15 protein-coding genes and 1 pseudogene are annotated in these 16,184 nt (G+C 32.9%); 15 read left to right on the top strand and 1 reads right to left on the bottom strand.

Going from position 1 to position 16,184, the window contains the following annotated elements:
- Positions 1 to 67: 67 nt before the first annotated feature.
- The 14 genes and pseudogenes from BUB33_RS07445 (at position 68) to BUB33_RS07380 (ending at position 14,253) form a co-directional block, all read left to right on the top strand.
- Positions 68 to 1,567 (top strand): ABC transporter ATP-binding protein, encoded by a 1,500-nt coding sequence (locus BUB33_RS07445; protein WP_234950014.1) that lies wholly within the window; start codon positions 68 to 70, stop codon positions 1,565 to 1,567.
- Positions 1,557 to 2,606, top strand: coding sequence for an ABC transporter permease (locus BUB33_RS07440; RefSeq protein ID WP_159429174.1), 1,050 nt, complete (start codon positions 1,557 to 1,559; stop codon positions 2,604 to 2,606). The genes BUB33_RS07445 and BUB33_RS07440 overlap by 11 nt, the downstream gene beginning before the upstream one ends.
- Before the next feature lie 2 nt (positions 2,607 to 2,608).
- Positions 2,609 to 3,526 carry an ABC transporter permease gene (locus BUB33_RS07435; RefSeq protein WP_072974955.1) on the top strand — a complete coding sequence of 306 codons (918 nt, stop codon included), beginning with the start codon at positions 2,609 to 2,611 and terminating at the stop codon, positions 3,524 to 3,526.
- Between the two features lie 41 nt (positions 3,527 to 3,567).
- Positions 3,568 to 4,638, top strand: coding sequence for a Gfo/Idh/MocA family protein (locus BUB33_RS07430; RefSeq protein WP_072974953.1), 1,071 nt, complete (start codon positions 3,568 to 3,570; stop codon positions 4,636 to 4,638).
- 4 nt (positions 4,639 to 4,642) lie between these two features.
- Positions 4,643 to 5,407 (top strand): annotated as a pseudogene (locus BUB33_RS07425) (SDR family NAD(P)-dependent oxidoreductase).
- A gap of 27 nt (positions 5,408 to 5,434) precedes the next feature.
- On the top strand, positions 5,435 to 6,250 hold the full coding sequence (locus BUB33_RS07420) for a purine-nucleoside phosphorylase (RefSeq protein WP_072974951.1): 816 nt from the start codon (positions 5,435 to 5,437) through the stop codon (positions 6,248 to 6,250).
- A gap of 23 nt (positions 6,251 to 6,273) precedes the next feature.
- Positions 6,274 to 7,311, top strand: coding sequence for an S-methyl-5-thioribose-1-phosphate isomerase (gene mtnA / locus BUB33_RS07415; RefSeq protein ID WP_072974949.1), 1,038 nt, complete (start codon positions 6,274 to 6,276; stop codon positions 7,309 to 7,311).
- Positions 7,312 to 7,325: 14 nt separating this feature from the next.
- Positions 7,326 to 7,964, top strand: a complete 639-nt coding sequence (locus tag BUB33_RS07410; protein ID WP_234950013.1) for an L-fuculose-phosphate aldolase — start codon at positions 7,326 to 7,328, stop codon at positions 7,962 to 7,964.
- 265 nt (positions 7,965 to 8,229) lie between these two features.
- Complete coding sequence (locus BUB33_RS07405) at positions 8,230 to 8,982, top strand: ATP-binding cassette domain-containing protein (protein ID WP_072974945.1); 753 nt, start codon at positions 8,230 to 8,232, stop codon at positions 8,980 to 8,982.
- A 15-nt stretch (positions 8,983 to 8,997) separates the two neighbouring features.
- Positions 8,998 to 9,960 carry an ABC transporter permease gene (locus BUB33_RS07400; RefSeq protein ID WP_072974943.1) on the top strand — a complete coding sequence of 321 codons (963 nt, stop codon included), beginning with the start codon at positions 8,998 to 9,000 and terminating at the stop codon, positions 9,958 to 9,960.
- Positions 9,961 to 9,984: 24 nt separating this feature from the next.
- A complete protein-coding gene (locus BUB33_RS07395; protein WP_072974940.1) occupies positions 9,985 to 10,926 on the top strand; it encodes a carbohydrate kinase family protein in 942 nt (313 codons plus the stop codon).
- 41 nt (positions 10,927 to 10,967) lie between these two features.
- Positions 10,968 to 12,080, top strand: coding sequence for a sugar ABC transporter substrate-binding protein (locus tag BUB33_RS07390; protein WP_072974938.1), 1,113 nt, complete (start codon positions 10,968 to 10,970; stop codon positions 12,078 to 12,080).
- A 91-nt stretch (positions 12,081 to 12,171) separates the two neighbouring features.
- A complete protein-coding gene (locus tag BUB33_RS07385; RefSeq protein WP_072974936.1) occupies positions 12,172 to 13,197 on the top strand; it encodes an ADP-ribosylglycohydrolase family protein in 1,026 nt (341 codons plus the stop codon).
- A gap of 12 nt (positions 13,198 to 13,209) precedes the next feature.
- A complete protein-coding gene (locus BUB33_RS07380; protein ID WP_072974935.1) occupies positions 13,210 to 14,253 on the top strand; it encodes an ADP-ribosylglycohydrolase family protein in 1,044 nt (347 codons plus the stop codon).
- Positions 14,254 to 14,339: 86 nt separating this feature from the next.
- Here the strand turns inward: BUB33_RS07380 and BUB33_RS07375 are convergent, their stop codons facing one another.
- The gene (locus BUB33_RS07375) at positions 14,340 to 14,996 is read right to left on the bottom strand and encodes an RluA family pseudouridine synthase (protein WP_084725264.1); all 657 of its coding nucleotides are present in this window, start codon (positions 14,994 to 14,996) and stop codon (positions 14,340 to 14,342) included.
- A 109-nt stretch (positions 14,997 to 15,105) separates the two neighbouring features.
- Between BUB33_RS07375 and BUB33_RS07370 the strand changes: the two genes are divergently transcribed.
- Positions 15,106 to 16,140 (top strand): copper amine oxidase N-terminal domain-containing protein, encoded by a 1,035-nt coding sequence (locus tag BUB33_RS07370; protein ID WP_072974932.1) that lies wholly within the window; start codon positions 15,106 to 15,108, stop codon positions 16,138 to 16,140.
- Positions 16,141 to 16,184: the final 44 nt, after the last annotated feature.

Here is a 16,184-nt window from a genome sequence, read left to right as displayed (position 1 = left end):
GGGGAGGGAAATTCCCTCCCTAAACCTATAGAAAGAGAGGTAAACTTCTTTGGATAAATTTGTTGAGATGAAAGGAATTCGAAAGGTATTTGGAAGCAATATAGCCTTGGACTCAGTAGACTTTTACTGTAAAGAAGGAGAAGTTCTCTGTTTATTAGGTGAAAATGGTGCTGGAAAAACTACTCTTATGAAAATCTTATATGGAATGTATAAAAGTGATGAAGGAGAAATTCTTTACAGGGGCAAACCAATGAATATTAATAGTCCCAGAGTATCTATCTCAATGGGTATTCAAATGGTGCATCAGCATTTTCTATTAGTTGATACTATGTCTGTTGTAGATAATGTCATGATAGGTAAGGAACCAGGAAAATATCTTCATTTCAATCGAAAAGAGGGCAGAAAAATTGTAGAAAAGCTTTCAACGGATTTTGGATTAAAAGTGCCTTTAGATAAGTTAATTAAGGATATTTCCATAGGGGAAAGACAAAGAGTAGAAATAATAAAGGCCTTATATCAAGGAGCAGATATTTTAATTTTAGATGAACCAACTGCAGTATTGACTCCTCAAGAGGTTGAAGATTTATTTAAGGTAATTGACAATTTGCGTAAAAGTGGAAAGACGATTATTATCATCACCCATAAATTGAAAGAAACCATGGCCATATCAGATAGAATTTATGTACTGCGTCAAGGAAAAATGATTGGTGAGAGATTAGTAGAAGAAACTAATATAGACGAGCTAAGCCAGTTGATGGTAGGACATAAAATATCTAAAGGTGAAAAGAAAAAGTTTGAATCCAATGAAACCTTATTAAAATTTGAAGATGTAAGATTTAAAGACTTTCAGAAAGTAGAGATTTTAAAAGGAATTACATTTGATATTAAGAAGAAGGAAATATTAGGCATTGCAGGAGTAGAGGGTAATGGACAAGGAGAAATAATAAATGTCTTATTTGGCTTACAAAATAACTGGACAGGAGATATCCTACTAGAAGGCAAATCTATTAAAGGTAAAGGAACAAATGAACTAATAGAATCTGGTATTTCTTGTATCCATGCAGATAGACAAGCCTATAGTATAGCACCACATTTACCAGTTCCATATAATTTCCTCATGGGTTTTCAAAACAATAAGGAGTTCGTGTATAATAAATTTTTTATTGACTGGAAAAAGGTTAGAAAAACATCATCAGAGGCACTAGAAACCTATGATGTAAGACCAAGGGACATTAATAGAAATCTCCACGAATTTTCCGGTGGAAATCAGCAAAAATTTGTAGTTGGTAGAGAAACAATGAGAAATCCCAAATTAATGATTGCTGCTCATCCTACTAGAGGTGTGGACATCATGGCTACATCTTTTATCCATAAAGAGTTAAATCGCTTAAAGGAAAGTGGTGCTGGGATACTATTAATATCGTCTGATTTAGATGAATTACTGGAATTAAGCGATAGAATAGCTGTACTATATGATGGTAAAATCGTAGAAATAAAACCTGCAGAAGAATTTTCATTAATGGAATTAGGAAGATTAATGGGGGGAGGTAAAAATGATGAAAGATAGTTTGAAAAAGATAAACTTAGCACCGCTATACTCCCTATTATTAGCTTTTATCATCGGCAGTATTATTATATTAGCTAGTGGCAACTCCCCAATAGAAATATATGGGCTGCTTATAAAAGGAGCCTTTGGTTCACGTAAAGGCATATTACAAACGTTGCTACAGTCTACTCCCCTTTTATTTTGTGGTCTATCTGTATTTTTCGGATTAAAGGGTGGAATTTTAAATCTTGGAGTAGAAGGACAGCTTTATATGGGTGCTTTATTTAGTTCTCTAGTAGCAATATATATAAAAGGATTACCTGCTCCTTTACATATAATTATTTCCATAATATCAGGTATGATTGGAGGCATGATATGGGCGTTTTTACCTATATGGCTAAAAATCAAAAAAGGTGCTCATGAAGTTGTTACTGCTTTAATGATGAACTATATTGCAATATTGCTATTGGATTATTTACTTAACTATCCAATGAGGGAGAAAAATAGTTCTGTTGCACAGACTGCCATAATACAGCAAACAGCTCAATTACCACGTTTATTTGCAAAAAGCAAAGTAACTATAGCCATATTTTTAGGTATTGCATTGGCTATTGGATTAAATTACTTATTAAAGAAAACTGTATTAGGTTATAAAATTACAATGGTAGGTTCAAATCCTTTAGCAGCTTCTTCCAGTGGTATTCATGTAAATAAGATAATGATAACCACTATGTTGATTTCTGGTGTATGTGCTGGTTTGGCAGGTACAATGGAAGTTTTAGGTTCCTATTATAGACTGATTCAAGGTTTCTCCTCAGGATATGGATTTGAAGGCATTGCAGTGGCTGTACTAGGGACATCCCCTATTAGTGTTATATTTAGTTCAATTATTTTTGGGGGACTTAAAGCAGGAGGGATTATGTTAAATTTTGGTACCAATTTATCAGTTAAATTTATAACCGTATTACAAGGGATTATAATCCTATTAATTTCTGCACCAATGCTTATTCCAAACTTTAAAAACCTATTAAGTAAAAAGATGGGGCAAAAGGAGAGATAGCTATGGAATACTTAATTTCTATTTTAAGTGCAACTTTAAGATTGACTACACCTATAGCCTTTGCCACTTTAGGGGCTGTAACCATGGAGCTTTCAGGAATCAATGCTTTAGCTACAGAAGGCATTATGTTATCAGGTGCCTTTGGTGCAGTAATAGGTAGCTGGTTGTTTAATAATCCTTGGATGGGTATTATATTTGCCATATTATTTTCTGTAATAGTGGCTTTAATAAGAAGTTATCTTTGTATTGAACATCAGGCTAATCATACTGTAAGTGGTGTAGGTGTTAATATTTTAGTAAGTGGATTTACTGCCATGCTATTAAAGATAATATGGAATATGGATGGAAAAAGTGATGTAGTTAAAAACTTAAATCCTTGGTCTGTTCCATTTATTGGAAATATCCCTATAATTGGAGATGTTTTTGGCAAACAAAATCCATTGGTTTATTTGCTTTTTCCTACCTTGATTATAGTATGGTATTTAATAAAAAAGACAAGCTTTGGACTTCGTTTAATGACTGCAGGAGAACATCCAGAGGTTTTATCGAGTTTAGGTTTAAGTGTTTCAAGGTATAGATATTTAGCAACAATACTAGGAGCTTCCCTTATAGGAATGGGAGGAGCATATCTATCAATTGGACAATTATCCTTTTTCTCTCAGGATATGACCAGTGGTAGAGGGTATATGGCCTTGGCGGCCTGTGTTTTTGGCAAATGGAGTCCAGTAGGTGCTTTTGGAGGAGCATTATTATTTGGATTTGCTGATGCCATGCAAATGCGGTTACAAACCTCTGTAAGATATACTCAATTTATTCAAATGATACCTTATGTTTTAACAATTCTAGTATTGAGCAGTTTTGTAAAAAAATCTGTCCAACCACCTGCTGCCTCAGGAAAACCCTATAAGGAGCAGCAATAGTTGAGAAGTATTACAAATTAGATCAGTAAGGAGGAATTAATATGAGAGTTGCAATTGTTGGAGCTGGATTTATAGCAGGGGTTCATGTTGAGGAATTAATAAATCTAGGACATGAAGTAGTAGTTGCTATAGGTACTGATATTTCAAGAGCAGAAAGCTTTGCAAAAAAATGGGATATTCCTAGATTTAGTATTAATTTTGATGATGCTTTAGCATCCCATATAGATGTAGTGCATATATGTACTCCCCCTACATTACATTATGAAATGGTAAAGAAGGTATTAAATAGTGGTAAACATGTAGTATGTGAAAAACCTCTATGTTTAGATCCAAATGAGGCTAAGGAACTGATGGAACTTGCTAATGAAAAAGGGCTTGTAAATGCAGTTAATTTTAATGTTAGGTTTCATGATGCTTGTACTAAGATTAAAACATATATTGAATCAAATGAATTAGGAAATATTAATTTAATTCATGGCAGCTATCTTCAAGAATTTCATGTTTTACCAGCAGACTATTCTTGGCGTTACAAGGAAGGTTTAGCTGGATCTATGAGAGCTACTTCAGAAATTGGTTCCCATTGGATAGACTTGGCTCGTTATTTAACGGGTTTGGAGATAATTGAAGTAAGTGCTAATTATGGTAAATTTAATCCAACTAGATATTTAAAAGATAATATGATGTATGAAAACGAAGAAATAGGTTCTCAAAAGATTCAGGTAAATAGTGATGATTGTGCTATTGTTTCCTTGCGATTTTCCAATGGTGCAGTTGGTAATATGCTTCTTTCTGAAATATCTCATGGAAGGAACAATAAACTATCAATAGAAATCAGTGGGACAAATAAAAGTATTTGGTGGAACACGGAAAATCCATATACGGTAAATAAGGCAGGGAAATTTACAGGGGTAAACATGGAAACCAATGCATTTGGCGGTGGTTTTCCAAGTACATTCAAAAATTTCTTTACTGAAGTTTATAAAGATATTAACTTAGGCTCAACTAATGAAGATCCCAAATATCCAACATTTAGGGACGGATATATTAATTCTAATGTATGTAATGCAATTTACCAAAGTGCAAATAATAATTCTATTTGGATAAGGGTGTGATAATATGAAAATGAATGGAAAAGTAGTTTTAGTTACTGGTGCAGCTAATGGTTCGGGAAAGGTTATTGCAAAAAGATTTTTATCAGAAGGAGCAATAGTAGCAGCTTGCGATATAAAAGAACCTACTTGGGATGCTGGAATATATGAAGATAAAATTATAAGATTAGCCTTTGATGTTTCTGACGAGGAAGGTGTAAATAAGGCTGTAGAACAAGTTAATGAACAAACAGAAGGTATTTCCATATTAGTAAACAATGCAGGAATTTCAACTGAATCAGATTTAAAGGATACTTCGCTGGATACTTGGGAGAGAATTTTTGCTGTGAATACTCGTGGTACCTTTTTATGTACAAGGGCTGTTGTTAGAAATATGTTGTCAAAAAATATTAAAGGAAGTATTATTAATATTTCTTCCATAGCAGGGAGAAATGCTTTTCCAGGATCTAGTGCTTATTGTGCTTCTAAATCAGCTGTAATTGGATTTACACGTTCCTTAGCAGTAGAGCTTGGTGGATAAGGTATAAGGGTTAATGCCATATGCCCTGGGTCAGTAGAAACTGATATGATTAAAGGAGTCATTGAAAGCATCTCTGCTAAAACAGGCATGAGTCTTGAGGAAACACGTAAAATGATGGAAAGTGGAATACCATTAAAGAGATTTCAAACTCCAGAAGATATTGCAGCCATGGTAGTTTTCTTGGCTTCAGATGAAGGAAAAAATATAAATGGGGAAGCAATTAACATAGATGGGGGAGTAGTTCGCTGTTAATTAAAATACATTTATAGGAGGTAGCATATGCTTTTACAAAAGGTAAATGAATCCGTTAAGTATATTGAAAGTATTACAGAATTAAAACCAAAGATAGGTATTATTTTAGGTACGGGATTAGGTGAGTTTGTTGACAGGCTAGAAAATCAAGTAATTATACCCTACGAGGACATACCAAACTTTCCTGTATCTACTGCACCAGGACATAAGGGAAGACTGGTTATTGCTGAATCTATGGGGAAAACAGTATTTTGTATGCAAGGAAGATTTCACTTCTATGAAGGTTACTCTATGGAAGAAGTAACTTATCCAATTAGAGTTATGCAAAAATTTGGCATAGAAAAGATAGTAATAACAAATGCATCTGGAGGTCTTGACCCAAATTTTTCTCCTGGAGATTTAATGGTCATAGATAATCATATTAATTTCATGGGATATAATCCTTTAATAGGAAAGAACCAAGATGATTTTGGACCAAGGTTTGTAGATATGAGTAAGCCTTATGACCCTGAATTAATTCAAATAGCTCATAAAGCAGCTAATAATATTGGGATAGATTTAAGACAAGGAGTTTATGTAGGTTATACAGGACCAAGCTTTGAAACAGCAGCTGAAATCAAATTATTTCATTCCTTTGGAGGAAGTGCAGTAGGCATGTCTACAGTTCCAGAAGTAATAGTTGCTAATCATGGTGGTTTAAAGGTACTGGCAATTTCATGTATAACAAATCTGGGAACAGGTATATTAGATATTCCGTTATCAGTTGAAGAAGTATTTGAAACAGCTACAAAGGCTGGTGAAAAGTTTAGAAATCTACTGGAAAATATACTGGGTCTAATATAAATTCAAATATAGGGGGATTAAATTTGATAGATACAATAAGATATGAAAAGGGAAGTATATACATTATTGATCAAACAAAATTACCTACAGAATTAGTTGTAATTGAAATTGATGATGTAAAAGAATGTTGGGATGCTATAAAGGAATTAAAGGTTAGAGGAGCTCCTGCAATTGGTATTGCTGCAGCCTATGGAGTAGTAGTAGGAGTTAAAGATATAGATGAAAATAATTTTGAAAACTTTTATAAGGAGTTTAAAAAGGTTTCAGATTATTTAGCTAGTTCTAGACCTACTGCTGTAAATTTATTTTGGGCATTAGAAAGAATGAACAAAGTAGCCTTAGATAATAAGGAGTTACCAATAAGTGAAATTAAATCTGCTTTAGAAAAGGAAGCCATATTAATTCATAAAGAAGATGAAGAAACCTGTAGAAAAATAGGTGAAAATGGACTTGAAGTGTTAAAGGATGGAATGACAGTTCTTACTCACTGTAATGCAGGCAGATTAGCAACTGCTAAATATGGTACGGCTTTAGCACCAATATATATTGCTAAGGAAAAGGGAATGAATATAAAAGTATTTGCCGATGAAACTAGACCATTGTTACAGGGATCAAGATTAACTGCCTTTGAACTACAAGAAGCAGGTGTAGATGTAACTCTTATAACTGATAATATGGCAGCTATGGTAATGGGAGAGGGGAAGATAGACCTTGTTATAGTTGGATGTGATAGAGTGGCAGCCAATGGAGATACTGCAAACAAAATTGGAACATATGGAGTAGCATTATTAGCTAAGGCTCACAATATTCCATTTTATATTGCAGGACCCTTGTCAACTATTGATTTAGATGCAACAACTAAAGAGGAAATCCCAATAGAAGAAAGAGGAGCAGAGGAAATTATAAATGGATTTGGGAAACAAACAGCACCTTCGGGTATTAAAGTTTATAATCCAGCATTTGATGTTACTCCTCATGATTTGATTGCTGGAATAATTACAGAAAAAGGTATAGCAAGACCGCCTTATAATATTAGTTTAAAGAAATTATTTGAAAAATAGGTGATTATATGTTGATGAAAAGTCAAAGGGAACAATTAGTAGAATACGGGAAAAAATTAATTACATCTGGTTTAACTAAAGGTACTGGTGGTAATTTAAGTATATTTGATAGAGAACAAAAATTAATTGCCATAACTCCAAGTGGAATCGACTATTTTAATATTAAATCAGAAGATATAGTCATTATGGATATAAATGGTCAGCAGATAGATGGAAATAAAACTCCATCATCTGAATTTGAAATGCATAGAATATTCTATGAGAAAAGAACAGATATAGATGCTATTATACACACACATACCATATATGCAACAACTATATCATGTTTAAGATGGAAGTTACCTGCAGTTCATTATATGATTGCATTAGCTGGAAAAGATGTTAGATGTGCAGAATATGCTACCTTCGGTACTAAGGAATTAGCAGAAAATGCATTTGAAGCTATGAAAGACAGAAAAGCAGTTTTATTAGCAAATCACGGACTTTTAGCAGGGGCAAATAATTTAGAAAATGCTTTTAATATTACAGAAGAAATAGAATACTGTGCAGAACTATATTATAGAACCAAGTCTATAGGAGAACCTATAATATTACCAGATGAAGAAATGGGCTTAATGTCAGAAAAGTTTAAGATCTATGGTCAAAGAAAATAATAATAGATTTTATTAAATAAAAGCTAAATATTAAATAATTATTTTAAGAACCAACCATATGAAGTTTAGAAAGCTTCATGGTTGGTTTTTATATTGTAAAGGATTGAGTTATAAAAAAAATCAATATTAAGCTTATATTGTATAGATAATGTAAATTTAACTTTTTTATATAAGTTTGCTAAAATATAAACTATATAAAAAATATGTCGAAATTAGTCAAATTTAATAAATTACACTGGTAGAAGGTTGTGGGGGAAGTGAAGAAGTGAGTGATAAATCTGAAGGATTTAGTCCATTTTTAAAGGTGGAAAATATAACAAAAAGTTTTGGCAATATAGAAGCCCTTAAAGGAGTTAATTTGGAGAGCTATTTAGGGGAAGTTTTGGCTATTGTAGGAGATAATGGGGCGGGAAAGTCTACCCTCATTAAAATTATTTCTGGAGTATTTATACAAGACTGTGGGGAAATATGGATAGATGGAGAAAAACAAGATAATTTAAGTCCTAAAATTTGTTTAGACAAAGGGATTTCAACAGTTTATCAAGACTTAGCATTGGTAGATACTCGAGATGCAGCTTATAATATTTTCCTTGGCAGAGAACCAATGAAAGGTTTATTTATTGATAAGAAGAAAATATATACTGAATCCAAACAGTTGATTGAAGACTTAGAAGTCCATATACCTAGTGTAAAAATTCCTGTAGGAAATTTAAGTGGCGGACAGAGGCAAGGAGTAGCTGTTGCTAGGGCTATTCATCAAGGAGGAAAGTTATTAATTTTTGATGAGCCAACGGCAGCCATGGGTTTAGTAGAATCTTCAAGAGTGCTAAGACTAATTAAAAGACTTGCAGAAGATGGCTATGGAGTAATTATAATCAGTCATAATTTACAGCAGGTATTTGAAATTGCACATAAGATATGTGTAATGCGTCAAGGCAGAATTGTAGATATTGTTAAAACTGATGAATTAAATATGAATGATGTTGTTTCAATGATTACTGGTGCAATAGGCATTTAATAAAGGAGAAGGGTTATGGATAAAGATTTTAAAATTGCATTACAACCACATATGTATAGGCTTTTGTTACTTTTCACTCTATTTCTTATGATAATTATTCTTAGCTTTATATCTTCACATTTTTTAACATTTAATAATATAAAAAATATATTGGATCAAGCGTCCCTATATATTATTTTATCCATAGGAATGACATTTGTAATTTGTTCTGGAGGAATTGATTTATCAATTGGCTCTGTAATTGCATTGAGTTCAGTTGTATCAGCCTTTGCCATGAAGGCTGATTTTAATGTATTTATTGCCATTATCATGGGACTAGCAGCTGCTATGGGTGCAGGAGTCTTCAATGGGTATATGGTTTCTTTTTTAAAGATAAATCCTTTTATTACTACACTAAGCACTATGTCTATAATTAGGGGAGCAACATTAGTGATTACAAAGGGTAGACCTATCTATGGATTTCCTAAATCATTTACCTATTTAGGTAGTGGTACTATTGGGTTTTTCAATTGTCCAATTATTATAGCCTTTCTTGTTACTTTAATAGGAATAATTCTTTTAGGAAAAACACGATTTGGAAATTATTCTATTTCTATGGGTTGTAATGAAGAAGCATTGAGAAGGAATGGAGTTAATACAGGTAAATATAAAACACTGATATATATATTATGTGGATTATGTTCAGGAATAGCTGGGCTTATTATTAGTGCTAGATTGAATACAGCAGAGCCTTTGGCAGGAATGGGATATGAAATGGATGCTATTGCTGCTGTTGTACTTGGTGGAACTGATATGCAAGGGGGGCGAGGAAGTGTAGTTGATACCTTTATTGCTTGCCTTATCTTGGGAGTAATAAATAATGGTTTGAGAATTTTGGCTATTTCATCTAATTACCAGCAATTATTAACAGGAATTATCATTTTAATAACAGTGGCATTATCAGAATATAAGCAGAGGAAAAGAATTAAGATGGAATAGAATAAATAAAAAGGAGATAGTGATATGGAACGAAAAAAGAGGGTACTTTCACTTGGAGCATTAGCTATGGATGTAATAATAGAAACAAAACAAATGCCGAGAGAAGATGGATTTGGTTTTGTAGAGTCTGAAAAGCTTGTACCTGGAGGGAGTGCTGCTAATCTTTCTGTAGCTCTGGCTCATTTTGATGTAGATGCCTATCAAACAGGAAAAATTGGCGATGATAAGTATGGAGATGAATTTCGTAGAACATTAATAGAAGATGGTGTTGATGACAGATTTTTAGTTACTAAACCAATGGGTTCTACCTTACATACATTTATCATAACCCAAGGAGAAAAACATTGTATTTTTGCAAATTTAGGAGATTCAGTAACAAATTTGGAGCCAGAAGAACTTCCAGAAAATATTCTAGATGAAATAGATGTATTCTACACTGATATGTTTTCATCTCGTGCATCTATATATTTAGGAAGATTAGCTAAAAAGAAGGGCATACCTGTTGTATATAATATGCAATGTCCACCAAGCTTTATGGAGAAATGTGGTGTTGATATTAAGGAAATAGAAGAGATGATTGGACTTTCTACAATTTTTTCAAGTGGACGAGAAGGTTATTTTGAAATTACTGGAGAACATGAATATCAAAAGGGAATACAAAAATTTTATGATAAATATCATGTTCCCCATGGAGTTATATGTACAGTTGGAGATGAAGGTGCTCTATGGTTAGATAATGAGGATTTAATTCATATAGATGCTTACTCTGTAGAAGCAGTAGATACAACAGGTGCAGGAGATTCTTTCTTAGCAGGGTTGATTTATGCTTATTTTTGTGAAGGAATGAATAAAAAAGATTCCCTTAGATTTGCATCAGCATCAGCTGCCATAAAATGTATGCATAAAGGACCAAGATCAAAAGCTACAGTTGAAAAAGTAAAGCAGTTTATTAATTTTACAAGATGATTGTAGAATTGATATAAAGAATAAAAAAGGAGGACAAAATAATGTCAATAAAAAACGGATTTAAAAAATTAAGTTTATTAGGACTTATATTAATTATGTCTTTATCTTTAGGATTAACAGGTTGTTCCAATAATGATAAAGAGCCAGTTAATGTAGAAGAAGGAACATCTAAAGAAAAGGAAACAGAGGTACAAACTGAAGAGGTAAAAAACAGTGCTATGGAAGAAGCGGAACAAAAATTACTAGAAGCTCTAACACCATTACCAGATAAAGATACAGGTGTTAAGTTAGCTGCAATAGAAAGTACCCTTGCAAATTCATTTTGGATTACAATGCAAGAAGGTTATGAAGATGCTGCAAAGGAATATGGAGTATCTATAGATGTAATGGCAACTGAAACAGAAACAGATATAAATGGACAATTAGATATTATGAAAGTGCTTTTATCTAAAGATTACAATGCAATTGCTGTTTCTCCATTAACAGAACATAATTTAATCCCAGGTATTGTAGAAGCAAATAATAAGGGAACTAAAGTTGTGGCAGTAGGAAATGGAGTAAATGAAAAAGCATTAGAAGAAGCAAAAGGAAAGATTGAAGCCTATATTACTTCTGATTTTAAGCAACAAGGGAAAATGGGTGCTGAATTTATAATTGATAAAACAGGTGGTAAAGGTAAAGTAGCTGTTATTGAAGGTATCCCAGGTGCTACCCAAAGTGAAGCTAGAAAGAATGGAGCTATAGAAGCTTTTGAAGCTGCTGGAATGGAAGTATTGCCAGTACAAACGGCAAATTTTGACCGTCAGCAAGCATATGATTTAACAGCTGCACTTATTGATGCATATCCAGATATAGTAGGTATTGCCTGTGGAAATGATGTTATGGCTTTAGGTGCAGTAGAGGCATTAAAGGCAAAGAATATGAAAGATAAAGTAGTTGTTGCAGGTGTTGATTTTATAGAAGAAGCAAAGGTTTCTATTGAGAATGGAGAATTAGATGCTACTGTAGCAATGTCACCTTATTTATTTGGAAAAGCTGGTGTAATTACGGCTCTTAAGGCAATCCAAGGTCATGAATTTAAAGAATCTGTAGTTTGGACACCAATACAATTAATAAGTAAAGAAAATGTAGCTACTATGGAAGGTTGGAAATAATAAGGAGAAAGAGCAGATTTTATATAGGTGATAATCTTTAATTAAAATCTGCTTTTTTTATTATCCAGAAATCATTTAGGAGGAATATAATATGTATAATAAAATTTTAGGAGGACTTGTTGGTGCAGCAGCAGGGGATGCTATGGGTGCAGCTACTGAAGCTAGAACAAGGGAGCAGATTATAGAATATTTTGGACATGAGGTAACTGATTTTGAAATTCCACCTATGGATACTTTTGCTGCTGGCAGTAAAGCTGGACAAGTAACAGATGATTTTAGTTCGGCATATTTTATTGCTAAATATATAGTTGATGCAGGTGGCAATATAACAGAACAAGTTGTTAAAAATGCTTTAATAGAGTGGTCTAAACATTCTATGTTTTTCGATAGATTTGCTGGGCCTACTACTCGTTTAGCAATTTATGAGTTTGAAGGCAGGGAAGTTGATAAATCTGGAAAATCAAAATTAGCAACTCGTCAAGCAACTAATGGATCTGCTATGCGTATTTCCCCAATAGGGTTAATGAATCCAGGAAATTTAGATGCAGCTATTGATAATGCTGCCAAGGTAACTATGCTGACCCATGATAATTATCTTGCTATTTCAGGCGCTTGTGCCGTAGCAGCAGCAGTAAGCAAGGCTATGATGGATGATGCAGATGTATATAATGTGCTTCGGGCTGGATTATATGGTGCAGCAGAAGGGGAGAAAATCGGAAGAGAGATAGCACGTGATGCTGCAGGACCAAGTGTGGTAAAGCGAATGGAAGTGGCAATTGAAATAGGATTTGGAAAGGGAAGTTCCAAAGAAAAATCAATAGATATAGCTGAAAAGATTGGTACAGGCCTTCATGTTTCAGAAACCGTACCATCAGCATTTGGAATATTTGCTGCAAATAATGGTGATGCCATGGGAACAATTATTAATTGTGTTAATGCTGGATATGATACAGATACTCTTGCAACTATAGCAGGTGCAATTGCGGGCACTTTACGTGGATCTCAAGTATTTCCTAATCATTTTCTTCCTATACTGGAAGAAGTAAATGGGTTCCATATTAAGGGATTAGCCAAAGGAATAGAAAATATTTGTCATGTAAGACAGTCAATATGTTAGGAGGAAGTATGAATGTATAAAAAAATTCTAGGTATATTATTAGGGGCTGCTGTAGGAGATGCCATGGGTTCAGCTACAGAACTTAGATCTATTCGTCAAATTCAGGAAACTTTTAATGGTAAAGTAACAGATTTTCGTACGCCGCCTAATGATACAATAGCAAAAGGACGTAAGGCAGGTATGGTTACAGATGCATTTAGCATTCCCTATATATTGATTCAGTATAAATTGAGAACCAATGTAAGTTTTTCCACTGAAATGGCACAAGAAGCATTGATGGAGTGGGCTTCCAATGAAGAATGGTTTGAAAATTTTGCAGGTATGACTACTCGGAAAGTGATTAATCGATTGAAGGAAGACAGTAGTAAAGTAAGTGACTGGGCATATGCAGGGCATTTGGGCAATAAGCTTTTCAAGGGACATTATTATGCACTGTCAAGTAATGGTGCAGCAACTAAAGCTTTTCCAATGGGATTGTTTAATCCAGGGGATTTAGATAAGGCTATTGATGATACTATAGCTGTAACCATGTCGTCCCATGATGATAAATATAGTATTTCAGGAGCTTGTGCCGTAGCAGCAGCAGTAAGCAAAGCTATGGAGGAAGAAGTTAATGTATATGATATAGTTCAGGCTGGTTTATATGGTGCAAAAATTGGAGAGGAAAGGGGAGCCAAAATTGGACTTCATTACCCAGGACCTTCTGTACAAAAACGAATGGATATGGCTGTGAACATAGCAGTTAAAGAGGGAAATACAGATATAATAATGAAGAAATTGGCAGATATTATAGGTAGTGGACCAGCGATTTCGGAAACAGTTCCTTCTGCCTTTGGTCTATTTATAGCTAATAATGGCAATACTATGGAATCTATTTTTGGTGGAGTCAATATAGGAGATGAGACAAGTGCTATTGCAAGTATTTCTGGTGCACTTGGAGGAGCATATAATGGAGTGGACTCTATTACTGAAGGATATCAAGAAGTTATAGAAGAAAAAAATAGAATGAATTTATCTGATATAAGTGAGAAAATTTATAGACGTATTTGTAAATAATTATATTTATTAATTAGTATTAACTTTAGATATAAAACCTATTAAGATGGTTCCTCCTTTTAAGAACCATCTTAACTTCTTTTATATTAAAAAAGATTCCAAGGATATTCATCATAGGGCATAGAAGTAAAATCCATATATTGTTTTTCCTTAGGATGATTAAATCTTATTCTATACGCCCATAAGGCTATTTGTGTCCAACCTTTTTTCTTTACAAAGGTTTTATTATATTTATTATCTCCCCATATAGGGAAACCAGCATTAGATAGCTGAACTCTTATTTGATGATGGCGACCTGTTTTTAAAATAACTTTAATCAAACTCAGAGTGCCATATTCTTCTGTATCTTTAGATTCTAAGACCTTATATTCTAATATGGCTTCTTTAGCACCAGGAGTTTTTTCATCAACGACTTTACTCATATTTATAGTTCTTAGTTTCTTTAAATAATCTTTTAGTTCTCCCTCATTATTTTCAGGTTTACCACAAACTACTGTAAGATATTCTTTATACAATCTCCTAGATGAAACTTCTTTAGAAAGAAAGGAATTGGTTTTTTCATTTTTAGCATATACCATAACCCCTCCTACAGGTCGATCTAATCTGTGTATAAGACCAAGATAGGGTCGGTTTAATATGCTCATCATATTATCATCAGAAGTTTTGTCAGACTGACAAGGAACTTTTGGTGGCTTTTCTACAACTAATATATCTTTATCTTCAAAAATTATTTTAATATTCATTTTTTCCTCCATAAATTAGAAATATTGTAATCATATTGTAATCCTAATGTAACCATTTTAACACAAATTACTGATATTATAATTATAAGGGAAAAGGAGTGATAAAGAAATGAAAAAAATAAATAAGTATATGGTATTATCACTGGCGACTTGTATTTCATTGAGTCCATTGATGGCTAGGGCTAATAATTTAGAAGGAAAGGATATAATTCCAATATCAGCATCTATTGATAAAAATGATACTGAAGATAAAATAGTAGCAGATTATATAAAGTATGAGGGAAAGATAGTTGAAGTAAATGATAATGGAAAAAATTTATCTGTATTAGTTAAAGATAAGGAAGATGAGCCATATAATGGAATGTTATTCCATATTAATGAAGATGTAATTCTTTTAAACAATAAATCTAAAGAATTTATAACAAAAGATACACTTAAAAAGGGTATGAAAGTTTCAGCATACTATCATAAGAATACCATAATGGCAATGAGTATGCCGCCACAATTAGGTCCAGATATTATTGTGATAGATGAGAGTGAAGAACCAATATTTACTCATGTTTCAGGATTTAATAAAGAGTTTATAAGCTCTGATGGTATGCTAAAAATAAATCCATCTGAAAATACAGTTATAGTTGATAAAGATGGAAAGAAAATAGAAAAAGAAAATATAATAAATAGAGATTTAATTGTTTTTTATACTATATCAACAAAGAGTATTCCAGCACAAACAACACCAGAAAAAATAATTGTAATGGAAAGGAAAAAGGAAGAAAAGAAAAATCCAGAGATTACAGTTTTAGATAAAATAATTATAAATAATAAGGAAATTACTTTAAATAAAAAAGTATATAAAAATAATAAAGATGTAATTATGATTCCACTTAGACAAATATCTGAAACTTTAGGGTATGAGATAAAGTGGAATGGTGAAACAAAAACGGCAGAATTAATAAAGGGTGCACAATGGACTTCTGTAACTATTGGACAAGATAATTATAATTTTGCTAAAATGATGGTAAAATTAGGAACAGCACCAGAAATGAAGGATTTTACTACCTATGTACCTCTAAACTTTTTGGAGGAAATATTAAAGGTAGAAGTAGAAATAACAGAAAATGGAGTTATTAATATAGGAAAATAGAATAGACTTCCTCCTGAAATCAAGGACTATATACTTTAATATAG

Source organism: Tissierella praeacuta DSM 18095 (assembly GCF_900128955.1).
Lineage (GTDB): Bacteria > Bacillota > Clostridia > Tissierellales > Tissierellaceae > Tissierella > Tissierella praeacuta.
Note: the sequence above shows the minus strand (reverse complement) of the source record. Positions and strands in the feature narration are given on the sequence as shown.